General features: G+C 42.6%; 18 protein-coding genes. 8 read left to right on the top strand and 10 right to left on the bottom strand.

The genetic code is table 11. The features are described 5' to 3' along the window. Positions 1–78 precede the first annotated feature (78 nt). Complete coding sequence (locus tag B7P33_RS13570) at positions 79–843, top strand: MBL fold metallo-hydrolase (RefSeq protein WP_097442563.1); 765 nt, start codon at positions 79–81, stop codon at positions 841–843. A gap of 34 nt (positions 844–877) precedes the next feature. Beyond that, positions 878–1,372 (top strand): hydrolase, encoded by a 495-nt coding sequence (locus tag B7P33_RS13565; RefSeq protein WP_097442562.1) that lies wholly within the window; start codon positions 878–880, stop codon positions 1,370–1,372. A gap of 23 nt (positions 1,373–1,395) precedes the next feature. Here the strand turns inward: B7P33_RS13565 and B7P33_RS13560 are convergent, their stop codons facing one another. The 9 genes from B7P33_RS13560 to uvrA all read right to left on the bottom strand — a co-directional run bounded on the left by B7P33_RS13560 (position 1,396) and on the right by uvrA (position 15,656). Next, positions 1,396–2,055, bottom strand: a complete 660-nt coding sequence (locus B7P33_RS13560) for an alpha/beta hydrolase (RefSeq protein WP_097442561.1) — start codon at positions 2,053–2,055, stop codon at positions 1,396–1,398. A gap of 4 nt (positions 2,056–2,059) precedes the next feature. Further along, positions 2,060–2,389: a hypothetical protein gene (locus B7P33_RS13555; protein ID WP_097442560.1), complete on the bottom strand. Its 330-nt coding sequence runs from the start codon at positions 2,387–2,389 to the stop codon at positions 2,060–2,062. A gap of 2 nt (positions 2,390–2,391) precedes the next feature. Further along, complete coding sequence (locus B7P33_RS13550; RefSeq protein WP_097442559.1) at positions 2,392–3,648, bottom strand: dihydroorotase; 1,257 nt, start codon at positions 3,646–3,648, stop codon at positions 2,392–2,394. A gap of 1 nt (position 3,649) precedes the next feature. Then, positions 3,650–5,578, bottom strand: a complete 1,929-nt coding sequence (locus tag B7P33_RS13545; protein ID WP_097442558.1) for a BatA domain-containing protein — start codon at positions 5,576–5,578, stop codon at positions 3,650–3,652. A gap of 109 nt (positions 5,579–5,687) precedes the next feature. Beyond that, entirely contained in the window at positions 5,688–6,695 is a 1,008-nt protein-coding gene (locus B7P33_RS13540) for a glycosyltransferase (RefSeq protein ID WP_097442557.1), read from the bottom strand. Positions 6,696–6,703: 8 nt separating this feature from the next. Beyond that, positions 6,704–9,118, bottom strand: a complete 2,415-nt coding sequence (locus B7P33_RS13535; RefSeq protein ID WP_097442556.1) for an alpha-ketoacid dehydrogenase subunit alpha/beta — start codon at positions 9,116–9,118, stop codon at positions 6,704–6,706. A gap of 155 nt (positions 9,119–9,273) precedes the next feature. Then, a complete protein-coding gene (locus tag B7P33_RS13530) occupies positions 9,274–12,072 on the bottom strand; it encodes a gluzincin family metallopeptidase (protein WP_245871814.1) in 2,799 nt (932 codons plus the stop codon). 42 nt (positions 12,073–12,114) lie between these two features. Beyond that, positions 12,115–12,801, bottom strand: a complete 687-nt coding sequence (locus B7P33_RS13525) for an LOG family protein (RefSeq protein ID WP_097442554.1) — start codon at positions 12,799–12,801, stop codon at positions 12,115–12,117. Between the two features lie 23 nt (positions 12,802–12,824). Continuing rightward, positions 12,825–15,656, bottom strand: coding sequence for an excinuclease ABC subunit UvrA (gene uvrA, locus B7P33_RS13520; protein WP_097442553.1), 2,832 nt, complete (start codon positions 15,654–15,656; stop codon positions 12,825–12,827). A gap of 118 nt (positions 15,657–15,774) precedes the next feature. Between uvrA and B7P33_RS13515 the strand changes: the two genes are divergently transcribed. The 6 genes from B7P33_RS13515 to B7P33_RS13490 all read left to right on the top strand — a co-directional run bounded on the left by B7P33_RS13515 (position 15,775) and on the right by B7P33_RS13490 (position 24,830). Further along, positions 15,775–16,305 (top strand): hypothetical protein, encoded by a 531-nt coding sequence (locus B7P33_RS13515; RefSeq protein ID WP_097442552.1) that lies wholly within the window; start codon positions 15,775–15,777, stop codon positions 16,303–16,305. 158 nt (positions 16,306–16,463) lie between these two features. Next, positions 16,464–17,234, top strand: coding sequence for an XRE family transcriptional regulator (locus tag B7P33_RS13510; protein ID WP_097442551.1), 771 nt, complete (start codon positions 16,464–16,466; stop codon positions 17,232–17,234). A 242-nt stretch (positions 17,235–17,476) separates the two neighbouring features. Then, complete coding sequence (locus B7P33_RS13505) at positions 17,477–18,952, top strand: BspA family leucine-rich repeat surface protein (RefSeq protein ID WP_097442550.1); 1,476 nt, start codon at positions 17,477–17,479, stop codon at positions 18,950–18,952. Between the two features lie 207 nt (positions 18,953–19,159). Continuing rightward, a complete protein-coding gene (locus B7P33_RS13500) occupies positions 19,160–22,048 on the top strand; it encodes a cadherin domain-containing protein (RefSeq protein ID WP_172435952.1) in 2,889 nt (962 codons plus the stop codon). A 137-nt stretch (positions 22,049–22,185) separates the two neighbouring features. After that, the gene (locus tag B7P33_RS13495; RefSeq protein WP_097442548.1) at positions 22,186–24,051 is read left to right on the top strand and encodes a tetratricopeptide repeat-containing sensor histidine kinase; all 1,866 of its coding nucleotides are present in this window, start codon (positions 22,186–22,188) and stop codon (positions 24,049–24,051) included. 26 nt (positions 24,052–24,077) lie between these two features. After that, the gene (locus B7P33_RS13490; RefSeq protein ID WP_097442547.1) at positions 24,078–24,830 is read left to right on the top strand and encodes a LytR/AlgR family response regulator transcription factor; all 753 of its coding nucleotides are present in this window, start codon (positions 24,078–24,080) and stop codon (positions 24,828–24,830) included. A gap of 3 nt (positions 24,831–24,833) precedes the next feature. Here the strand turns inward: B7P33_RS13490 and B7P33_RS13485 are convergent, their stop codons facing one another. Continuing rightward, on the bottom strand, positions 24,834–25,532 hold the full coding sequence (locus B7P33_RS13485) for a hypothetical protein (RefSeq protein WP_097442546.1): 699 nt from the start codon (positions 25,530–25,532) through the stop codon (positions 24,834–24,836). Between the last annotated feature and the right edge of the window lie 15 nt (positions 25,533–25,547).

The following is a 25,547-nucleotide window of genomic DNA, read 5'->3' as shown; positions in this document are numbered from 1 at the left end:
TTAGTGTTGCAAAGTTAAGAATATAGACCTATAGAATTAACGAATATGTCATATTTTTGGTATAAATAGCACAAAGATTTGAGGATTGTTTTTTTGGGTACGGGCACCTCACAGGGTATTCCCGTAATTGGTAGTTCGCATCCGGTTTGTTTAAGTGACGACCCTAAAGATACCAGATTTCGGGTGTCGGTATTGGTACAATGGGAGGGCCATAATTTCGTTATTGATTGCGGTCCCGATTTTAGGCAACAAATGTTGCGCAACCCAATCGATAGTTTAGATGCAATTCTTTTCACCCACGAGCACAGTGATCATACGGCCGGTTTAGATGATGTGCGTCCATTTTATTTTAGACAGGGCGATGTGCCTCTTTTTGCCCATCAACGGGTGTTGGATGCCCTAAAACGTAGGTATGACTATATTTTCACGGATGGGGAAAAGTATCCGGGCGTGCCTACCTTAAGTACGCATGCCATTACTAAAGACCGGACTTTTGACGTGATGGGGAAACAGGTCGTTCCTATTGAAGCCATGCACGCAGATCTCCCCATTTTAGGGTTTCGTTTGGGTGGTTTTACCTATTTGACCGATGTCAAGACCATTAGTGTTACCGAAATGGAAAAGCTAAAAGGTACCGAGGTGTTGGTGATCAACGCCTTACGTCACGAGAGCCACCGTTCGCATTTAAACCTGAACGAGGCCTTGGATATTATTACCGAATTACAGCCCAAAAAGGCCTATTTGACCCATATCAGTGCCTTGTTAGGTTTTCATGAAGAAGTAAGTAAAACATTGCCCAAAAACGTATTTTTGGCCTATGATAATTTGGTGGTTGATTTGTGATACATCACCAATTATGCGATAAAAATCCCAACTGATGAAAAAGAACATTTTCCTATACCTTTTTGTTTTTGCCGCCCTTACGGCTTTGTATTTGGCCGTGAGCTCCAATAATCTGTTGAAATCGAATGAAAAACGATTGGTGCAGGCCAAAGAGACCGAAGAAAAACTATTGGATTCCATTCAAAATTTGAATCTAAAGGTGTTGGATCTGCAATATTTCGCTTTAGAGAATAACGACGATGCTTTGGCGTATTATGACAATTTGCCCATTGAGAATCCAAGTCTTTATATTTCAGATAAATTGCTCGAAACCAATGAGCAAAAAGGGGATAACCCTTTGGTGCCCTATGAAGGTGATGAGAATCCGTTTAAGATCAACCGCATCAAATTATTGAACCATAGATGGATTATCGCCGATTTTTCCAATGGAAGGTATTGGGGCGAGGTATTGATTCGTTACGAACTTATGGAAGATACCAGTGTAGATTTTACCTTGGTCGATCATTTGCTGTATACGCGAAGTAATTAATAGAAGTGGTTTAAACTACTTCATTACAATCTTTCTTCCAGCCAGTTTTTGAAATCGTAAAAGTTCTGTGGACTTACCCCATGTCCAATGGGATACTCTTTGTAGGTGGTATTTACACCATATTCGGCTAAAATACCCGGTGCTTTTTCGGCCCATTGAATGGGTATCACCTGGTCTACCTTACCATGGGAAACATAGGCATTCAAATGGCTATGTACTTTTTCTTTATGCCCTTCCCCGAGAATGTCCTCGTTTAAATATCCACTAAGGGCTATCAAATTTTTGATTTTTTCTGGGTACGATAGGGCAACGGCATAACTGAGTATGGCACCTTGACTAAAACCTAATAGGGAAACTTGGTCGTTATCGAGACCATAGGCCTTGCAGGCTTCGTCCATAAAGTTTAAAATAAGGTCGCGCGATTTTCGGGCTTGGTCCAAATCACTCCATTTGCCTTGTTCGGCATCAAAATTAATAGCATACCAAGCGTAACCAAAAGGTTCTAAAGTATAGGGGGCACGTGCGGCAATAATACAAAGTTCCTTGGGTAGTTCTGGAGCAAAAGAAAACAAATCCTCTTCATTACTACCATAACCATGGAACAAAAATAAAACCGGAGGTTTACCAGAACTCAGGGAGCTTGGTCGAATCAGGTGTTCTAAAGATAGGGGAGCGGTAGTCATAGTGTTATGAAATAAATGTAAACCATTTTTGAAAGTAGGCGCCCACCAAAGGGACTTGCTGGGCTTTTCCGCCAATGGCCCCTACAAAACCATAACCCCAAAGTACCAGATAGGCAATATAAAGTCCGTACCAAGCAAATTCGTTGAACCAAACGCTTAAAAAAATGGCACCGGCCAAAAAGCATAGGTGTAACCCAAAGGCTTGTCGGGTATGGAAACGGGCATAGGCGTTTTTTGGTTCTAGGTTCATGGTGATGGCGATCAAGGCGCCGACCATGGTGAAATAGGCGATAATGGCCGTGGTTTTTCCTTGTTTTATGGTATTGTGGTCCATGTTTACTCTACGATCAATTGGGCGTTGTTGTAAATACCATAAACCTTACCTTTTAGGGCTTCGCCGATAAAAGCGGAGTTTTTTGAGGTAGATTTTAGGTCAGCTTTTTGAAGGGTATAGGTGGGTTCAGGGTCAAAGAAACTCAATTCGGCCGAACGGCCTTCTTTGATTTCCTTTTCGTCAAGACCAAAACGCGATTTTCCTTTTGCTAAGATTACAGCCGCTTTTTCGAAACCAAACAGGGTGTTGAGCACACCGAATGCCGATTCCAAACCTAATGATCCATAAGCGGCCAGATCGAATTCCATAAGTTTTCTTTCGGTATCCATGGGGCAATGGTCCGTGGTTACGAAATCTATGGTATCATCGAGTAAGGCTTCCCTCAGGGCTTTTTGGTCTTCTTTGGTACGAAGTGGGGGCATTAGTTTGTAATTGGTATCGAATTCAGATAACACACTATCGTCTAACCATAAGTGATGTAAGGCTACGCTGCAGCTTACATCCAAACCTTTGGCCTTGGCCTCGCGAATGGCAATGATGCTTTCAGCTGTACTAATGGTGGGTATGTGTAGGGCGCCACCACTGTACTCCAACACGGCCAAATCACGCCGAACCTGCACGGCTTCTGCCATATGCGGTATTCCTTTTAGGCCTAATTGCGTGGTACTTATGCCTTCGTTGACCATGCCCTTGCCGGCCAAGTTTTTTTCCAAGGCAAAGGAGTGGACTAAACCATTGAAGGGTTGGGTATATTGTAAGGCGATTTTAAGGAGGTTGGCATTTCCAATCGGACGTTTATAATCATAAAAACCAACCGCACCCTGGTTTTTCATGTCGAAAAGCTCGGCCAAATCACCAGTGTTACCAGCTTTGGTCAAGGTGCCCAAAGGGTGTACTTGTGTGGCATAGTGAGCCGTGCTGTTTTTTAATGCGGATATGGTTTGGGCATTATCGGCAACGGGTTGGTTGTCGGTGTTCAATACTACCTGGGTAAATCCGCTCAAGGCAGCCACCTGTAAACCGTGTTGTAGGGTCTCACGTTCTTCATATCCAGGTTCCCCTAACGAGATTCCGCTATCGAACCAACCCATGGAAACATGGAGGTTGTCCCGTTCTAGAATTTCAATGTTTCCAGAGGGCTCAATATGCTCCGAAATGGCAACAATGGTACCGTTTTCAATGCGGATATCCCTGGTTTTTAGATGTAGTTCGGGCTGGTTGGGCGCCACGATCTTGGCCGATTTTATGAGTACGTCCATACTATTTTATCAACTTTTGTATAAGAACCTCCAGTATTACGAAGCACAAAGTTACGATAAGAAACCATTTCCACAGTTGATTGATGCGGTTATCTTGGTTTAATAATTCGATTAGGCCGGCCACTGTTTCCGAAGATGATGTCCCTTTGAATTCAATGGCATTGTTTTCCAGAGATTCGGAACGCGCATAGTTATAGGCAACGGTCTTGGCCGGTAGTTGTGGGGCGTCGGTTTGGTACAAGCCGGGCGATTGCGGGTTTTCGTCGTAGAACAATCTGATTTTGTTGCCCATATACTGCTGACGCGGAATAAATCGTAGCTCCTCTTGTGTTAGGCTAATTATAGTTTCTTCAGGGTAAGTACCTCCTATATCCATATAATTCCCAGGGGTCATAACAGTGTATAAGGGGTTAGCGCGTATGCTTTGCCATCCCATGTTGTACAGTGTAGGAACGATCAACGGACTGGCCGAGAAATTTGAGTAAGGAGGGTTTAGCGGGGCATGGAAAAAATAGACGCCATTCGATTCAGAAAGAAAAGGACTGCCGTTAGAAAAACCGATTACGGTACTGGGGGGTGATTTTAGTTTTAGGTAGCCATTGGTCTTCGGAAATTGGAAGTTTTCTTCGTTTTTTTCGAAAACGCCCTTGAACAAGGGGTGGTTAAAACGGATACTGGATATTTCTTGTTCGTCGTTCAATTGTTGGTCCAAGGAACCGAACCCTAGCTTGGTTAAAAAAGTGTCGTAGGATGCCAGATCGGGTTGGGATGGCGGAATTATACCAATGCCTGTACCATTTTCCTGGGCCTGAATTAAGGCCTCGACCAAGGTATTCGGAATACGTTCCAGCCCTTGCAGAAAAACAAAGTTTTGCTCGTAAAGCGCACTGTAATTCAGTTGGTCTAGTGCGGTTTTTGTAAGGGTAAAGGTGTTGTTGTCGTAGATGCGATCTAAATAATCGGCATCGCCTTGCTGTATATGTAATACTTTGATTTTTTCGGATTGTCCGGTGCTGAAGAACAGTTGGTTGTCGTAGGGTAAGCCACCATCTCGAATGCTAACCTGTCCTTGGATACCCGTACCGTTCTTGATTTTGAAATCGAGTTGTTGTTCAAGACTGTTTTCTTCAAAATCCAATAGGCTTTTTGCTAGAAGACGGTCGCCATCTTGTACCGTAACCCCAACTTCACGAATGGCTCCATTGGCCTGTAAATTAAGGCGTAGGGCCGTTTCTTGAGGGCCATTTTCCAAAACATATAGACTATCGATAGACACGTTTAAGGTTTCCGTCGCGGTTTTGGGAACCGTATACACATTGAGATTGGTCGTACTATCGTTTTCCACTGGTGTCATGGGGCCCTGAAAATCTGAGATTAGTATAAGTTCTTTTTGAACCCCATTATGCTTACTGAAAAGGGTTTGTGCTTTTAATAACACATCTTCAAAGTTTAAGGCTTCCGGATTACTTGTGGTCTGTAATACAACACTTCTGATTTCTTGAAAACTAACATCACGGTAGGTTTGGTCGTTCGTAAAGAAACTCAGTTTTTGTTCTTGGGGAAAATGTTGTGCCAAATCCTGTATGGCTTCCTGAAGCAGGTCGTTTTGCTTGCCCGGAGCTTCCATACTGAACGAATTATCGAGGTAAACGGTATACTCCTTCGTCACTAAAGCCGATTCAGTAGCGGTAAAAGGTTGGGCAAAAGCCAGGATCAAAAAAGTAAGCATGCCCAATCTACTGATCAACAAAAGCCATTTTTTGATTTGGCTGGTCTTGTTGGTTTCGGAAACTACTTTTTCGAGAAACTTAACATTGGTGAATGGGGTCTTTTTGAACCTTCGTAATTTAAAAAGATGCACGATAATTGGAATCCCCAGTAATAGCAGGGCCCAAAGTACGTTCGGGTACAAAAATTGGATATTTCCCATAGGCTAACCAAATATAGCAATTCATGGTTTTGAAACCATAGGCTTGGCATAAGGTTTGGAAAAAACTATTAAACGGAGATTTTTTTTTCTTAAAAGAAAAGGTCTTTGTTTAACAAAAAAAGAAATAATCGGTCATAGCGTGCATGTTACGCTGGGCCATATAGGCGCGTATTTCTTTTTGGGCATCTTCGTTTGCAACCGTTATTATGCTTTGGGCATGGGCGAGATTTTGTAAAAAGGTAAACGGGCGCATGGGTTCGCCATATATATCCTTGCCGATTTTATTGGGATTATCGCAGATCCAATAAAAGGGAATGTTTTGTTGTTGTAAATCCCTAGCAATCTGTTTGCCTTTGTTCCCTGCGCCCCAGATGACCAGGGGTCTGGTTTTGTCGTATTCCAATTCTAGGAAGTAACGCAGTTTAATATCCAAAAAATAGTTTTGGGCATAATGTTCGCTAGTACGTGAGGTGCGGGTGTCGTAATCGCGCCATAAATGCAAAACTTGGGAACAGGGAATGCATTGTAGCCCGTGTTTATAGAAGCGAAAGGTAAGGTCGTAATCCTCAGGGTATAAGTTGGGTTCAAAGGCCCCGACCCGATCCAAATCTTCGGTAAAGGTCATCCAGGCAGGGGAGGGAATGCTACATTCCTTATAGATTTCCTGGTAATTACTTCCGGTTTCGGTAAGCTGGTTTAGCCATGTTTCGTAACGGGCATACCCATTGCTGATTCCGCGATCCGAAAAATATTTGACCTGTCCCACAGACACATGCCCTGGACCGGACTGCACTAAAGCTTGGGTCATATAGGCCAGTTTCTCCGGTTTCATAATGTCGTCGGAATCCATACGGGAAACCATATTGCCCTGGGCTTGGGAATAAGCGGTGCGTAAGCCTTCGATTATGCCAGTTCCGTTATTGTCAAAGATTTTAATACGGTCGTCTTTTTGGGCATATCCCTGTACTAGGGCTCGGCTTTGATCGGTAGAATGGTCGTTTACGGCCAATACTTCCCAGTTTTGGTAGGTCTGCCCTATAATAGAATCGAGGCACTGGGGTAAATAGGCTTCGGTGTTCTTAAATGGGATAAGTATACTTACCTTAGGGTGGGCCATAAAATAATTTAAAGCGCGGGGAACCTTTGAGGTTCGGCTTCATGCATTATGGCATAGGTTTTTTCAAAAATATCCTCGGCACTCGGTTTGGAAAAATAATCCCCATCAGTGGCATAGGCCGGTCTATGGGCTTTAGCTGTCAAGGTTTGTGGCTGACTGTCCAATAATTCGTAACCGCCTTGGTTTTCCAAAACCTCTTGCAGCAAGTATGCCGAACATCCGCCAGGTACATCTTCGTCAATAATCAACAAACGATTGGTCTTGGCCAGACTTTTGGCTACATCGTGGTTTTTATCGAAGGGTAGTAGGCTTTGGGCATCGATGACTTCAGCATCGATACCGACTTCCAACAACTCCTTGGCTACATTTTCTACGATTCTTACTGTAGATCCGTAAGAGAGTAAGGTGATATCGGTACCTTCTTTAAGGGTTTCGACCATACCAATGGGGGTCCTAAATTCACCTAAGTTGTTCGGTTTGGGTTCTTTTAAGCGGTAGCCGTTCAAACTTTCAACTATTAGTGCAGGTTCGTCACTTTGCAATAGAGTATTGTAGAATCCGGCTGCTTTGGTCATGTTCCGGGGCACTAAAATATGTATACCACGCAATAAGTGGATTAGTCCACCCATTTGCGAACCAGAATGCCAAATGCCTTCTAAACGGTGTCCTCGCGTACGTACGATCAATGGGGCTTTTTGCTTGCCCACGGTTCTATAATGCAGGGTGGCCAAATCGTCGCTCATAATTTGTAGGGCGTACAAGATGTAGTCGAGGTATTGGATTTCGGCGATGGGGCGCAAACCTCGCATGGCCAGTCCGATGCCTTGTCCTAAAATAGTAGCTTCGCGAATACCGGTATCTGAGATACGCACGTCACCGTATTTTTCCTGAAGCCCTTCCAAACCTTGGTTAACATCGCCTATGTTTCCGCTGTCTTCACCGAAAATCACCACTTCTGGGTGCTTTTCGAATAGAGTGTCAAAATTATCACGGATAATGATCCTGCCATCGACCATTTCGGGTTCGGCTTCATAGGTGGGCGTAATTCCTGCTATTTTATCGGCTGCCTGATCGTGTTCGGCATAAAGGTGCGAACTATAATCGGGTTGGGTTTGGGCCATAAAATTGGTAACCCATTTACGTAAGGCCTGTTTTTCAGGACCGGTTTCATGAGTTAGGTAACGCAGGGCTTTTCGAGCCCTTGAGGCCAAGTCGCGCTTAATGGGTTCTTCTACCGCGATCAAATCGTTTTTTAGACGGGCAATAAAACTTTTATTACTACTATTCTGGGCGGCGGCATCCATTAGGGAAACCAATACTTTCTTTTCGTCTTTAATGGGCTGTAAGAATTCTAACCAAGCTTCTTTTTTGGCGTTTCTTACCTCTATTTTAATGCCTTTTTCAAGGGCTTTTAGCTCTTCTTCGGTACGGATTTGGTTCTCTAAAATCCATTCGCGAAAACGCTTGTTGCAATCGTATTCCTTTTCCCAGGCCAATCGTTCTTTAGACTTGTAACGCTCGTGTGAACCTGAGGTAGAATGCCCTTGGGGTTGGGTGATTTCATCTACATGAATTAATACGGGCACGTGTTCTTCCCTGGCAATTTCCGAGGCATTGCCATAGGCATGGATCAATGCGGTGTAGTCCCATCCTTTGACTTTTATGATTTCATAGCCCGCTTCCGATTCATTTCGGGCAAAACCACTTAATATTTTAGAGATATCTTCTTTGGTCGTTTGGTATTTGGCGGGTACCGATATACCGTATTGGTCGTCCCATACACTTATTACCATGGGTACTTGAAGCACACCAGCGGCGTTTATGGTTTCCCAAAAATGGCCTTCGCTGGTACTCGCATTACCAATGGTACCCCATGCGACTTCGTTTCCGTTTTGCGAAAACCCTTCGGACGGAATCTCAGGCGCGTTTCTATAGATTTTTGAAGCTTGTGCCAAACCTAACAAACGGGGCATTTGACCAGCCGTTGGTGAAATATCGCCACTACTGTTCTTTTGTTGGGTCAGATCTTTCCATTGCCCATTTTCGTCCAAACTATGGGTCGTAAAATGACCACCCATTTGCCTTCCGGCACTCATGGGTTCTTTTTCAATATCGGTAGTGGCGTAAAGGCCGTGGAAAAATTCTTTCGGACTTAATAACCCCAAGGCCATCATAAAGGTCTGGTCACGGTAATACCCGCTTCGAAAGTCGCCATTCTCAAAAACACGGGCCATGGCTAATTGCGCTACCTCTTTACCGCCTCCGAATATTCCGAACTTGGCCTTGCCGGTAAGTACCTCACGTCTACCCAAAAGGCTACACTCCCTGCTCTTTACGGCTATGGTATAATCCTGAATGATTTGTTCTTTAAAATCTTCGAAGGATATATTATCGTCCATAGTGTGTTCAGGAGCAGTTTTCATAGGCTTGAGATTTATCGCGAAATTACCAAATTTATGCGACAAATACAAACAACGAATCTCTAGTTTTGTTGCGTTATTATTAAATTAGGATTCTTTTTAGATATCGAAATTAGGTAATATCTAAAAAAACAACCGAATAAATGATATTAATGCAATTAAAACCACTTCCTGTTAAACAGGCCAAGAAGGGTTTTAGGGCTAAGGGTTATTACAAAACGTATCTTTTGATCGTAGCGATCTTGGCCAACTTCCCAACCATTGTTCGAGTAGAGGGGGAAGTATAGTTCGAAATAATCTGTGACCAAGTTCAATCGAATACCTGAATCATATACCATTTCTTCCTTTTGTCCATAATTTTTTACGAAACCGAAATCGGAATAAAACTCGATCCAACGCCATATACTAACGCTACCGTTAACCGTGGCGATCCAATCGTTGGCAAAGGGGGTATCGAGCTGCGATTTGAAACCTCCTTCAGCTATAATGATCTGTTGGCTTAAAATACCAGAATCTTCGGAACGGCCCAAGTAGTTGTAGTCAAATAAATAATCGGTGGGACGATCTAGGGCAAAGCTAAAGTAATCGGACTCCCTCGAATTGTTCCTTAAAAATTTACCGGCAAAGAAACGCAAATTCAATTGTCGGTTGTTTTCGAACAAATGACGGTATTCGGTGGTAAATGATATTTTACTGAAATCGGCGGCATGTTGGGCGTCTGCCGACCATAAGAAATAATCGAGAATATGGTTGTCTACATTGGTAAAACGGGCATTTAAAACCCCATAATCTGGTTCGGTATCTATGTCAAGACCGTCGGCAAGGTCTCTTTGAACCATAACATAGCGTAGCGTGAGGTACTTTCGTTTGTTAGATAAGCGGTCTTCGGGTCGCCACCCCAATGAAATTCGTGGAACCAGTCTTTTATAACGTGAGTTTTCCTCGAAATGGAAAGTAGAGCCACCAATGGTATAGCTAGTATAATAGTGCCCGCTTTTATTTAAATTATGCGTATAACTTAGTTTTGCAGACCCTACTAGGGACTTTTCCTTTATAGCATATGAAGGGGTGAAATCGTAAACAAAAGGTCTTCTTAAAACCGATTTATTGTGAAACCGAATACCGGGTGTAATGCCATCGTAGGCATTGAAGGTGAGTACCGGTACATAGAAAATCTGATGTTTGTATGGGTCTTCAATGTCTTTAAAAAACTGAAAACGGATGGGTTTTCCGCCAAACAGGCTGGGTTTTACCGAGTGGGTGTTGTTCCGTTGGTTGAATTCGGGTAATTTATTGTCGTAGTTTAAGATTAGCTTATCCTCGCCTTGATAAGGGAAACTTTTGCTGTTGAATTTATCGGGGTTAGGGTCGTACCAGAACTTGGAGATAATGGTATCGTTACGTACTCCAAATACCGAAACGGGCAAATTTACCCCGGTCTTGTTTTTTAGGGTGACCTCCATAGAATCTCCCTTTACTTCGATTTCCCTGATCTTAAAATCGATTAGGTTGCTTTTTTCTACATATTCTTCAAAATACCAAGAGATATCTTGCTCGGCAAACGCTTGTAAGTTGTCTTCAAATGCTTGTGTTCTTACTGATTTTCCTTGATTATCGGAGATAAACCCCTTTAAGTTGGAGGAGAAGTCTTTCTTGCCTAAATAATCTTCTAATAAGGTAAGCCCTAAACCGGACTTATAGGGGTTGGAAATCCGTTGGTTGAATTTGACCAAAGAATCGTTCGGTGTGGTTAGCGGCTGATGTAAATTGGTGCGAACCGTAAGCATGTAAAGCAGTGGGTATTGGTCATTAAAACCCATTTTGGCCAAATAGGTGTGGCGTACTGCCCACATCTTACTCAGCTTGCCAATCAATTTAGTATCCGGATAGTGTCGTTTTACATAATCGATCATAAAATAATTGAGAAGTGCATCATGCACCCATTTTTCCCTTCTTCGATCTATGTGTAAGCTTTCCTTTAGAAAGTTGTCCACGCTGGTTTTTAACAGCTTTAGCTCATAAATAAAGGCTTCGTCATAAGGTCGAATAAAGGAAGGGAGTTGGCTTAACCCGTAAATGGGGTTTTTGCCATAGTCCCGTTCGGTGATCAATAAGGTAGCGTGGGGAAAATGACCTAAGTTACGAGTTACATAATTCATAACCTTGATCATGGATAGGTCTTGTTTAACCGCATCCAATCTGGGGGCGCTCATGTCGGAAACCACTACCATGCCCGGATTGTGGTAATCTTTAAAGCGCTTACTTTTTCTAAGGTGTATTTCACAAGCGTCCCGATTTTTTCCAATCAATTCCACTTTGTTTTGCGTGGCGCTTTCAGTAATGATCGGGTTTGAGTCAAAATTTGAGGTTAACTCATAAATAGCCGGGTAGTGGAACTCGATATGGGTATCTGCTAAAGGGCTAAAACGGTCATCTAGGTTTTTGTTAGAATCTAACAGCCACTGTCCATCTCTAAATGTCGCGGGTACCAAATACCAGTCTTTTAAAAAGAAATGATTGATGCCATAGCCGAAATCGGTAAACTTGCTATCAGGTAATTTTACATCGTAGGTAAAGGTGAATTTGGTACTTTGGCCAATGCCCAAGGGTGTTTTTAGATCAATGCGTAAAATATCGCTGGCCGGGGTCCGTGTCCAGTTTAGGTTACGGAACTGGGCGTCGGAGATATTGATGATATCGGTGCGCCCCCGATCTTCCTCTTTGGTAAAATGCAGGTTTTTCTTAAACTCTTGGGCAAAGCGTTTGGCCAATTCCGAATCTTTGTCGTAATAGGCGTTGGCCCAATCCAAAAAATACAACTCTTCCAATACGGTGTCGGCCATATTGGGATATTCCCATTCTTGTTGAATATGTAGGGTATTCGAATTTTCATCTAAGTGTACGGTAAGCCTGTTCTTGAATTGGGCATGGGCACACCATCCGAACAGGAATACCACGAAGGGCAAAACATGATATTTTAGAAAACCCGAATGCTTCAATTAAAAATTCGGGCTTAGATTATGACCTCTATAGAATCCGTCCAAAATATCTACCACTTCTTCCGCACTATCTACTAAATGCAATAAATCTAGATCACTGGCGCTAATGGTGCCATTACCCAACATGGTGGTTTTGATCCATTCCAATAAACCTTGCCAATATTCGGTGCCTACCAATATAATTGGGAAGCTCTCTATTTTTTTTGTCTGTATGAGGGTTATGGCTTCAAAAAGTTCGTCCAAAGTTCCAAAGCCGCCGGGCATAACCACAAAACCTTGGGAATATTTTACGAACATAACCTTACGGACAAAGAAATAATCGAAGTCGAGGCTTTTATCAGAGTCGATGTACGGATTGTCGTGTTGCTCGAATGGTAAATCGATATTTAAGCCTACCGAAGTACCGCCAGCTTTATGGGCCCCACGGTTACCAGCCTCCATGATTCCGGGACCACCTCCGGTAATAACCCCATAACCTGCTTCTGCGATCTTGGCGGCGGTGTCAACGGCCAATTGGTAATATTCGTGGTGTTCTTTGGTTCTGGCCGACCCAAATATCGAAACACAAGGGCCAATGGCACTCATTTTCTCGAATCCGTTTACGAATTCGCCCATGATCTTGAACAATGCCCAAGAATCGTTGGTCTTAATTTCGTTCCAGCCTTTATGATGTCTTTCTTTTCTCATGTTGTTTAACTATTGGTTTGTGTTTAACGCAATTCCTTACGCAAAAATTGGGCCGTATAGCCCTGGTTCTTTTTTACTATGGCTTCCGGACTTCCTTCGGCCACAATGGCACCTCCGCCTTTACCGCCTTCTTGGCCAATATCTATGATATGGTCTACCTTTTTAATGACGTCTAAATTGTGTTCAATGACCAATACGGTATTGCCCTTGTCGGCCAATTGATCCAAAACCTCCATTAGTACCCTGATATCCTCAAAATGCAATCCGGTAGTTGGTTCGTCCAAGATATAAAAAGTATTGCCCGTATCGCGCTTAGATAGTTCGGTGGCCAATTTAATACGTTGAGCCTCTCCGCCGGATAAGGTAGTACTTTGTTGACCTAAGGAGATATAGCCGAGCCCAACGTCTTGAATGGTCTTGAGTTTACGGTGTATTTTGGGGATGTTTTCAAAAAAGGAGACCGCTTCGTTAATGGTCATTTCCAATACATCGCTGATAGATTTACCCTTGTAGCGGATCTCTAGGGTTTCGCGGTTAAAACGCTTGCCGTAACAGGTTTCGCAATCGACATAAACATCGGGCAGAAAGTTCATTTCAATGACCCTTAACCCGCCGCCCTGACAAGTTTCGCAGCGCCCGCCTTTTACGTTAAAACTGAACCGCCCTGGTTTGTAGCCTCGGATTACGGCTTCCGGGGTGCGGGAAAACAACGAACGTATCTCACTAAAAACGCCGGTATAGGTAGCGGGGTTAGATCTAGGGGTACGCCCGATCGGCGATTGGTTGATGTCGATCACCTTGTCGATATGCTCCAAACCTTTAATGCTTTGGTAGGGCATGGGTTTTTTAACGCCATTAAAGAAATGGGCATTCAGAATAGGGTAGAGGGTCTCGTTTATCAAAGTGCTTTTACCACTACCCGATACCCCGGTTACCCCGATCATTTTTCCCAAGGGGAAGGTTGCGGTAACATTCTTTAGGTTATTACCAGTACAACCATTTAAAACTATTTTTTTACCATTGCCCTTACGTCTGGTTTTGGGTACCGAAATTTCTTTTATCCCACTCAAATAATCGGCGGTCAGGGTACGGTGTTTGGCTATTTCCTCTGGGGTGCCCTCAGAGATGATGGTGCCCCCATGTTTACCGGCCTTTGGACCAATGTCGATGACATGATCGGCACGTTCGATCATATCTTTATCATGCTCTACTACGATTACCGAATTGCCTATATCGCGTAACGATTCCAAACTTTTGATCAATCGTTCGTTATCGCGCTGGTGTAGACCAATAGATGGTTCGTCGAGAATATAGAGCACCCCGACCAATTGCGAGCCAATCTGGGTGGCCAATCGTATCCGTTGGGCCTCACCGCCCGAAAGTGATTTAGAGCTACGGTTCAGAGAGAGGTAATTCAAGCCAACATCTAACAAAAATTGGATTCGGGCATTGATTTCCTTTAGTACCTCGGTGGCAATTTTCGTCTGGGTGTTACTCAGCTTGGCGGGTAAGGCCTTGAAAAATTCGGCCAGATCTACAATATCCAAATGGGCCAGTTCGGCAATGTTTTTACCGTCTAGCTTAAAGTTCAGCGATTCTTGGCGTAGTCGGCTTCCCCCACAATCTGGGCAAGATACCTTGTCCATAAACTCTTTGGCCCATCTTTTTATGGAGGTGGAATCGGCCTCGTTATATTGGTTTTTTATAAAGTTGGAGATGCCCTCGTAATCTATTTTATAGTTGCGCGTAACCCCCAGACTTTTCGAGGCGACCTCAAAACTATCTTGGCCCCCGTTGAGGATTACGGCCATAGCCTCGGCCGGAATCTGATCGATGGGGTCGTTTAGATCAAATTCATAGCGTTGGGCAATGGTTTCCAATTGTTTGAAGGCCCATGATTTCTTATAGGGACCCAAGGGCAAAATACCCCCGGCCTTTATGCTTTTTGTGGTATCGGGAATTATCTTTTTCTCGTTTACCTCGTGTACTACGCCCAAGCCATTACAATTGGGGCACATACCTTTTGGGGAGTTGAACGAGAAGGTATTGGGTTCGGGTACCGGGTAGGAAATTCCGGAATCCGGACACATAAGATTTCTACTAAAATAACGGGCTTTGTCGCTGCCGTGTTCCAAGACCATGAGTATATCGGATCCGTGGTACATGGCCGTATGAATGCTTTCCGATAGGCGCTTGTCCAACTCTTGTCCCTCATCGATCTTTAAACGGTCGATTACGATCTCGATATCGTGGTTTTTGTAACGGTCTACCTTCATTCCGGAGACTAAGTCACGTATCTCGCCATCTACACGCACTTTTACAAAGCCTTGCTTGGCGATTTGGGCGAACAATTCGCGGTAATGTCCTTTTCGGGTGCGGATTACAGGCGCCAGAATATTGATCCGTTTGCCCGCAAAATCGGTTTTGACGAGTTCTTTGATCTGTTCGTCGCTATAACTCACCATTTTTTTACCGGTCACATAACTATAGGCATCCCCGGCACGGGCGTATAACAGACGCAAAAAATCGTAGATTTCGGTAATGGTGCCCACGGTTGAGCGAGGACTTTTCGAAGTAGTTTTCTGTTCTATGGCGATTACAGGGGATAGTCCGTCTATTTTGTCCACATCGGGGCGTTCCAGGCCACCTAAATACTGTCGGGCATAGGCCGAAAAGGTCTCTATATAGCGCCTTTGTCCCTCGGCATAAATGGTATCGAAGGCCAATGAAGACTTACCACTGCCCGAAAGACCGGTAATGACCACCAGTTTCTCCCGAGGAATGCTAACATCTATATTCTTCAGGTTGTGTACCCTAGCGCCTTTTACCTCTATTTGCTCTTCGTATTGCGTCATATGCGTCGGACAAATCGCGAATTTACGATTTTGGGAGGTAACCGAAAACTGACCCCATCATAGATTTTTGTTAATTCAGGGAGTAGGGTTACCTTAGTGTTTTAAATTGAGATTCTTTATGCAATTATTGGGAATTGGGTCGCGAGTAGACCATCCGGAATATGGAAAAGGTGTGGTTACCAACGTGACCAGTAAACACTATTGGATTACTTTTATAGATGGCGGTCTGGAAACCTTGTCCTTGGATACCGAAATGGAAGTAATCGAATTGGTTGAAGACGAGGTCGATACCATTAGTTTTTCGGAGGTAGAACAATCTTTGATTTCCATTTTAAGACGTTGGAGCGATGCTTCTTCCATTAGTCCGATTGCCGATAAATGGAAAGGTGGCACTTTGGTTTTGGAACCCGGTGATGGGAACCTATCGAACAAGGAAGTGCCGATCGATACCTTTTTCCATAAGATTGTAATGGTGCGTGACCGCATTCGGGTCATGGAACAGAAAATCAATGCTAATAAGACTTTGGACGAGCAGGAAAAAATTGACCTACAACAGTACATTACCCGAATCTATGGAAGCTTGACCACCTTTAATGTGTTGTTCAAAAACAAAAGCGACCATTTCGTAGGGGAGAAGAGTAAAGGATAATATGGCCCCCGAAGGGGGAAGTGCGAAGTTGGAAGTACGAAGGGGGGTACGAAGAATTTTCTCAAACTTCATACCTTGTACTTCGTATTTCGTACTTTAGTTTTCTGGATTATTCCCTTCTTTTTGGATTAAAACCAAGGTTTTAGCTATATTTGGGTATGGAAAAATATCCGAATATCGAATCGAGACGGTTTTCTGAACTTAGGCGTGAGTTGGGGTATACCCAGGCCGAATTCGCCGATTTACTGGGGTTGAACACCACGGCCGATATCGAACGGGGGCGTACCAAGATTACCGGTAAGGTAGTTATGGAGCTTTTGCGCCAGTTCGAGATCAACCCTTTGTGGTTATATGGCCATAGCCAGAACAAGTACCAGCGTAATACGGTGAGCGTGATTCCGAAAATGGTCACTGTAGATGCGGCCGAGAACGAAAATATGGTGTTGGTTAACGCCAAGGCGGCAGCGGGTTATCCGCAGAATATACAAGACGCCTCTTGGTATAAACGTTTACCGGCCTTTGATCTGCCTATTCCCGAGTTTCGAAATGCCACCTATCGTGGTTTTCAGGTGGAGGGCGATAGTATGTTGCCCAACTTAAAACCTGGGGAGTGGGTTTTGGCCCGGGCCATTGAAGGTTTGGATCAACTCGATGCCAATAAGATTCATGTGGTGGTTTTATACGATTCCGTCATGGTAAAAAAGATAGAAAAGGCCCCCCTGGCCGGTAAGATCAACCTCATTTCCTTAAATCCCAATTATCCGCCTTATACCATAGATGCCGAACAGATCCAAGAATTGTGGCAGGTAAGCAGTAAAATTACCTTTGGGGTAGATGCCAGTAACGAAAAAGGCCTGTTAAAAGAGTTGCAAGAATCTATGGAAGAGCTGAAAGAACAACTTCGATTGCATGGAAATAAACATAATTAAGAAAACGATTGTTTACTTCCTCTTTTTTAAAAATCTAATTTCAAAAGACTTCATTTTACATATATTTGAGTACTAAAAAACCTGCCCAGCCCGCTTCCTTAAAGGGTTAAAGTGACTTTGCTACTAGACCAACAACAAGGGGTTATACCATTTGGAAAGCCATCCCTACCATTGGGAAAAACGAACACTCATTTTTAGTAGGCATTAGGGAATTTTGCGACAAATTTTAACTTAAAAAAAATATGTCGTTTACCAATCTTAACCTATTAAAGAGACTTCACCTTCCCCAAAGGAGTTTTTTCTTCGCATTACTTGTTGCTACCGTATGGTCGTGTAGTAAAGACCATGAAGAAGCCCCAACAGTAGACCCTAAAACGGAAGATCCTACAGTTGTAGAGCCAACGAATGTGGCACCCGTCATAGCAAATCAAAACTTTGAAGCCAATGAAGATATTGAAGCGGGTAGTACTATTGGTACAATAGTAGCATCGGATGCAGAGGGCGATGACCTTAATTTCTCTATTACTACCAACAGTGATGGTTTGTTTACGCTTTCTGCTGATGGCACCCTTAGTTTGGCTTCTGGGCGTACGCTTGATTTTGAAAACACCGAAAGCCACAATATTGTTGTTTCGGTAACAGACGGTTCTTTAACCACCACAGCCACCATTACCATACATGTCAATGACATTTTTGAGGCACTGGGATTGGTTTTAGAATTTAGTATTTCTCAAGCCAATACTACAATAGTTATCCCAATAGGTTTTACAGATTATACTTATGATTTTGACGTGCATTGGGGAGATGATACCATGGATACAGGATACACTGCCAATGCCAGTCATACCTATGCTAGTCCAGGCACGTACACCGTATCTATTGAAGGAGAACTACCGCATTTGATGTTGAAAGACACTAATCCAATCACACGTAATTCTTTATCTAAGGTTTTACAATGGGGTAATATGGAATGGAAAAACATGACCGGAATGTTCCAAGGTGTAGAAACTTTTGAAATTGTTGCTTCAGATACCCCTGACCTTACTCAAGTAACTAGTATGTATGGGATGTTTTATGGTTGTACCCATTTTAATTCTGATATATCGAACTGGGATGTAAGTACGATAACCAACATGGGTAACCTTTTTTCAGGTGTAAAGTACTTTAATCAAGATTTAAATAGCTGGGATGTGTCTAATGTTACCAGTCTGCAATATACTTTTCAAAACACCAATGATTTTGGAAACCATATTAAAGACTGGGATGTTTCAAGTGTAGAACGATTTTACGCCACTTTTGAAGGTTCAGAATTTAACGGAGATATCTCTGCATGGGATGTGTCATCGGCCATAACCATGCATCGCATGTTTTCCGGAAATAAGCTCTTTAATCAAGATATTTCTGGCTGGGATATTTCTCAAGTAACTGATTTAAGAGAAACCTTTGATGGGGCTACCAGCTTTAATCAAAACTTAGGATCGTGGGCTATTGGTAGGGTGCTTACCATGCAAAACATGCTTAACTATACGGCCATGTCCACTGAAAATTATATGAAAACCTTAAAAGGGTGGCAAGATTATCCTTCAACTCCATCTAATTTAAGAGTAGGTGTTTACCAGCTAAAATATTGCAACGCTACCAACGGCGCAAGAACTTATTTGAGTAATGTAAAAGGCTGGGAATTCTTGGGAGATACTGAAGACTGTACCGGCTCTTAACCAAACAATAGCATTGCATACCTCATCAAAATGATAGCGTTGCTATTTGTCAGCTGAGCATTTTTAAGAATTATGCTACACATTTCGTTTCCCGCAAATGTTGAAGTGGCCAAGACGGCCATTCCAAATTAAAAAACACATAACGCATATGTATCAACCTAGAACCAAATTTAAAAATTGATAATGCATACTAAACAAACCCTAAACATGAAAAAACAAATCCCCCAATGGCTTTTAGTGCTATTTATTCTGGTGGGTACCATAATATCCTGTTCCAAGGATGATGAGGCCCCAAACACGGCACCGGAAATTGAAGAACAGGCTTTTTCAATTGCAGAAGATGTAGCTGCCAATGCTTCTGTGGGTAGGGTAGAAGCCACAGATGCGGAATCTGATGAGCTTACTTTCGCCATTACCACCAACGACGATAATGCGTTTACCATAAATGAAAGCACTGGTGAACTTTCCGTTTCCGAGTCGGCTTCCATAGATTATGAAACCAAAACATCGTATACCCTTACCATAACCGTAAACGATGGCGAATTAGATGCCTCTTCTACCATTACCGTGAACATTACCGATGTAGCTGAAAATGTAGCACCAGTAGTGGCGGCACAATCGTTCAATCTGTCAGAAGATACTGGAGCAGGAGCCCTAATCGGTACGATCATTGCCACTGACGAGAATGCAGACCCCTTATCTTTTACCATTTCGATCAATGATGACGATGCTGTTAGCATCGATGGAAGTACAGGTGAACTATTTCTAACCGATTCGACCACATTGGATTTTGAGACCAAAGATGTCTACACCATTACCGTTTTGGTCAGTGATGGCGAATTGGAGACCGAGGTAAACATTACGATCAATATTACCGATGTTGATGAAAATACTGCTCCTGTAATGGTTGCACAAGAATTCAGTTTGGTAGAGAATACTGGAGCTGGTTTCCTTGTTGGGACAATCGTTGCTACCGATGACGGAACAGAACCTTTGTCTTTTGCCATAAAGACCAATGACGACGATGCTTTTACCCTAGATGAAAGCTCAGGGGAAATTTTTGTTTCCAATACGGGGTCTTTCGATTATGAGACCAAAAATGTGTATTCACTGGTTGTAGTGGTGAGTGATGGTGTTTTTGAAACTGAAGCGGTTGTTACTATAAATATTACGGATGTAGATGAGAATACCGCTCCGGTAGTAACCGCACAGACCTTTAGTATAGCCGAAGATAGTGCATCTGGTATTGCTATTGGAACTGTGATGGCCACCGATGCTGAATCCAACACGCTGTCGTTTAGTATCAAAACCAACGATGACGATGCTTTTGAAATAAATACAAGTACGGGAGAATTAACCCTTGCCACTTCGTCTAACTTAGATTTTGAAACCAAGAATTCCTATACCATAGTTGTTGTCGTAAGCGATGGAGTTTTGGAAACCGAAGCTACTGTAACCATTGCTATTACCGATGTAGAAGATAATACGGCACCGGCAGTAGATGCTCAGACATTTAATATTGCCGAAGATAGTGCCAGCGGTACTGCTATAGGAACGGTGATAGCTACCGATGCCGAATCAAATACATTGTCATTTAGCATTAAAACCAATGACGACGACGCCTTTGAGATAGATGAGGCAACCGGGGAGCTAAGCCTTTCCAGTACGGCCACAATTGATTTTGAGACGAAAAACGAGTATACCATTGTGGTATTGGTGAGTGATGGAACTTTAGAAACAGAAGCCACCATAAGCATTCTTGTGACCGATGTTGCCGAAAATACGGCCCCAACGGTGGCCAATACCTCTTTTACCATTAATGAAGGCTTGGCCGCTGCTGTTGTTTTTGGCAATATAAATGCCACTGATCCAGACCAAGGGCAATCCTTGAACTATAGCATTACCACCAATAGCAATGGTATTTTCGCCATTAGTAATACGGGTGACCTATCGATTGCCTCCGGCATGTCGGTAAACTACAATACGGCTGCAAGCCATACTATTACCGTAAGTGTAACCGATGGTATCGATACCACTACAGCCGACATAACCATTAATGTGGCAAAACCCGTTTCTTGGGACGATGCCTTAATTATTGATTTCACGGTAACTAGTGCCAATGCCACCATACAGCTTCCTACCTTAAATGTTCCTGGTTTTGATTTTCATGTAGATTGGGGAGACGGTAGCATTGAAAACGACCTAACTAATACGGCCAACCATACCTTTTCCGCACCAGGTACCTATACTGTTAAAATAACTGGTGTTTTACCAATGTTGCCACTTAGTAGATCAAATGGTACCACAAAAGCTGCGACCATTGACATTAAACAATGGGGTAATATTAAATGGAGAGTCGTCAGCAGTATGTTTGCAGGGCTTAAGAAATTAATTATTTCAGCTACAGATGCACCAGACCTTTCTAGGGTGAATAGAATGGATAATATGTTCCAGTACTGTGTTAACTTTAATTCGAATATTTCCCATTGGGACGTAAGCAGGGTAGAGCATATGAACGGTACCTTCGCAGGTACCCATAAATTCACTGGCGACTTGAGTAATTGGGACGTAAGTAGGGTTAAAACTTTTGGAGGTATGTTTCAATTTAGAAACAATTCGGCCACTCATGGGATAGAAAATTGGAATGTTTCTTCGGCTGAGAATTTATCTTATATGTTCTCTGACTCTAATTTTAACGGAGACATCAGTGGCTGGAACACCTCTGGAGTTAAATTCTTTACAGGCATTTTTTCGAATAACAAACAATTCAATCAAGATATTTCTGGGTGGAATGTAAAAAAAGGTACCCAGTTTATCAATCTATTCAAGGGTGCTACGGCGTTTAACCAAGATTTGGGCGATTGGAATGTTTATTCGGCCACTACCTTGAATGGCATGTTCAGTAACTCAGGCATGTCAAGGGCAAATTATATGGCCACCTTAGAAGGTTGGGCAACCGATACCATGACGGTAAACAATATGTCGTTGAGTGCCGACGGACTTATTTATTGTAACTCCATGAACTCGGGTAGAACCAATTTGATCAACAATAAAGGCTGGACTTTTAGCGGAGATACGGAAGACTGCTCCAACTAGCCCATATAAATAGATTTTCAAAGGCAAAGAAAAAGGCAAATGTGCAAACATTTGTCTTTTTCTTTAGTTGGAATTCAGTGGAATAAACTATTTTCGACCGCCAAATTCTTGTACTAACCAAACCACCGTAAACGACCATGTTTATATCTAGATCCTATGTATTTTTACTAGGCTTTTTATCTCTTTTTGTTTCGAATACCATATGGGCACAGCAAACCCAAACCGTAGACAGTACGGTAATACTTTCGGTTCGTGAGCAAGTAATAGCCATTAGCGATATTTGGTATAAAGACGTTACCTTGGCCCAACAAAAAGCCGATAGTTTGTTGGCCTATGTACAAAAACATAAATTCGATAAGGGTATGGCCCAAGCCTATAGTGCCTATGGTAGCCTGTACCAAATCAAAGGTGATTATGGCAGCGCCATTGCCTATCTTCAAAAATCGTTGAAATACAGTGAAAAAATCGGGCATAAGTTATTTTTGGCATATACCCAATTGAATATAGGGGGAACCTTATTTGCCAATGGTAATTATCAAGAAGCGAAGACTTATTTTTTAAAAGCGCTACCCTATTTTAGGGAAAACCAGAAACCCAAGGATATTTTTCAGTGTTTAAACGGCTTGGGCATGATCAATGCCCGACTTAATGCACCAAGGGATAGTGTGCATCTTTTTTTTGATGAGGCCCTGAGTATTGCAGAAAAAGATCTTGGAAATACCAAAAAGGCAAGAAGCCTTAACGGTAAGGCTTTCGACGATATTCGACGAGGGTATCGATTACCAAGGGCCAAAGGGTGGTTAGAACAATCTTTGATATTGCTCGAAGATTCAGAAGAGGCGCATAGTATATTAAACCGATCTTTTACATTGGTTAATTTGGCCGAGGTAGAGCTGGCACTAGGAAATGGTCAACAAGCTTTAGAGTACATCACTGAGGCGGAACGCTTGTATACACAAACCAACAATGGTTTTAGTGCAGAGATAAAGGAATGTTATGAGACCCGGGTTAAGATTTTAGAGTATTTAGGTCGTTTTAAGGAAAGTTCCTTGGCTTATAAAAAGCTTGTTAAGGTGAATGCCAAACTCCATGCCCAAAAAGAGCAATGGCAGTTGAATAGGTCTCGGGTAGAAATGGAAACTGAAGAAAGGGAACGCGAAATCCAAAATTTAACCCAAAAAGCCGAAATACAAGAGCTAAGATTAAGGCAACAGCGATTGGGATTTATGGTGTTAGGTTTTTTGGTGGTTTTGGTATTGTTGATCGTTGGCTTTTTATACCTGCGCTATAAACAAAAACAACGTCAGGCTTTGGTTGAGTTGAAGTTGAGCAAAACCAAGGAAAAACTACGTATGGAACAAGATTTAAGGCAAAGTGAACTCAAGGCTATCCGTTCCCAGTTAAAACCGCATTTTATTTACAACGCCTTAAACTCCATTCAAGAATATATTCTAACCAATGAGAAAACGATAGCGGGCAGGTATATCGGTAAATTCGCTATGCTGATGCGTATTTTTTTAAACCACAGCCAGCTTAAAACCGTATTGATAGATGAAGAAATGGAAGCTTTGGATCTTTATTTGATTTTGGAAAAACTTCGTTTGGGCGATAGTTTCCGGTATGAGATAGAAAAAGATTATAAAGTATCCGGAAGTTTTGAAATTCCCTCGCTATTGTTACAGCCCTACGTAGAAAATGCAATAAAGCACGGGTTGATGCATAAATCTGGGGATAAATACTTAAGTGTGCATATCGATAAAAAAGAAAATGGTGTGGTTTGTGTGGTTGAAGATAATGGTATAGGCAGAAAACAATCCATGACCAATAATCAGCGGCGCAATGCCATTCATAGGTCATTTGCCACCCAAGCGACCCAGAAACGACTGGAATTGATCAATGCCGATTCTGATCAATTGATACAGGAAGAGATCATCGATTTATACGATGGCGAAAACAGGGCCCAAGGTACGCGGGTTGTAATTACCATTACCGATGCTGCATAACTTGTTTATTTAAATCTGAATAGCCTATGAAAGCCTTACTAATAGACGATGAAGAACGTGCAAGAAACCTTTTGCGCATTATGTTGGAAACCCATTGTCCGGAAATCACCAGTATTCAGATGGCTCCTAATTTACCTGAAGGGGTGGCATGTATAAAATCGTTTAAACCCGATGTGGTGTTTTTAGATATAGAAATGCCCAATTATTCCGGTTTAGAATTGTTTCAATTTATAAGTGTTGAGGAAATCGATTTTGAACTGGTCTTTACCACTGCCTACAGGCAATATGCGCTACAAGCCTTTGAACTACATGCTATTGATTATTTGTTAAAACCAATAATGGATGACAAGCTTGGTAATGCAGTGGCCAAGGTCATGAAAAGACGTCAGAAACAAGAAAACGATCAAAGGCTTGCCCATTTTAAAAATTATCTTTCTGAGACCAATAATGGTAAGATAGGGTTTCCGGTGGGTAATGGTATTCGTTTCGAACGGATACAAGATATTGTGTTTATGGAGGCCGAACGCATGTATACCCATGTGCATATCGAAGGTGAAAAGCCTTTTTTGGTCTGTAAACCATTAAAACATTATATCGATTTGCTACAAGAAGACCCTAGTTTTTTTAGAAGCCATCGTTCTTTCTTGATAAACATGAACCATATCCGAAGTTATGTCAATGATCAAGGCACCTATATAGTAATGCGTAATGGGGAACAAGCGGTTTTATCCCGATCCAAGAAAAACGAGTTTTTACAACTTATCGAAGAATGGTGTTAGGTTTTAATAGGCCTTTGGGTTGCCCATATCCAAGGTCATAAACCCAAGTTTATGCGATTGGGGTACATAAAACCCGGCATCGGTTTTTTTCCAGCCTTCCCAACTCGCTTCCAAACCACCGATGGGAATAATATTTACCCACATACGGTACGCTTTCGGAAATTGGTTTTCATCTAAAATCCATAGGTATGAATCTCCGGGCGTATCGCCTCCGGCGCTGTAATGTACCAATAACCCTTTTGATCCATCATCAAGGTCTACCAAAGCACGGGTGGTTCCAGGGTCGAATACTTTAAAAGGGGCCAATAGCCAGAAAGAATCGTTGTTGAAAAAGGTTAGGGCCTTGTTAATGAGTTCCATTTTCCCATCAATCTCGGTTATGGGGTCTTTGGATTTCCAGACACTACTTTTGTTGGGGGATGCTGGGTAAAGTAAAACTTCATAGTCGTCCCAACGTACTTCTACTTGCCCTTTTTGTTTGTACCAGATATAATGGTGGTTACCCGGAAATGACCACGATATGGCTTCCGCTTCGGTAAAGGCACTATAATTCAGCGCCGTTTGCATTTTTTTTGCCAAAGTATCGGCTTCTGGGCTAGGCGTGCTTTCGGGTAAAGGTTTGTCGAGTACCAGATAACCGACAAATCCTAAAAGCACAAGGGCCAATACAGTGTACCCTAATAATTTGAATATACGTTTCATCTAGTAGGGAATTTA

It is taken from the genome of Sediminicola luteus, from assembly GCF_002514735.1.
Lineage (GTDB): Bacteria > Bacteroidota > Bacteroidia > Flavobacteriales > Flavobacteriaceae > HQA918.
This window is presented reverse-complemented; position numbering and strand designations above follow the sequence as displayed.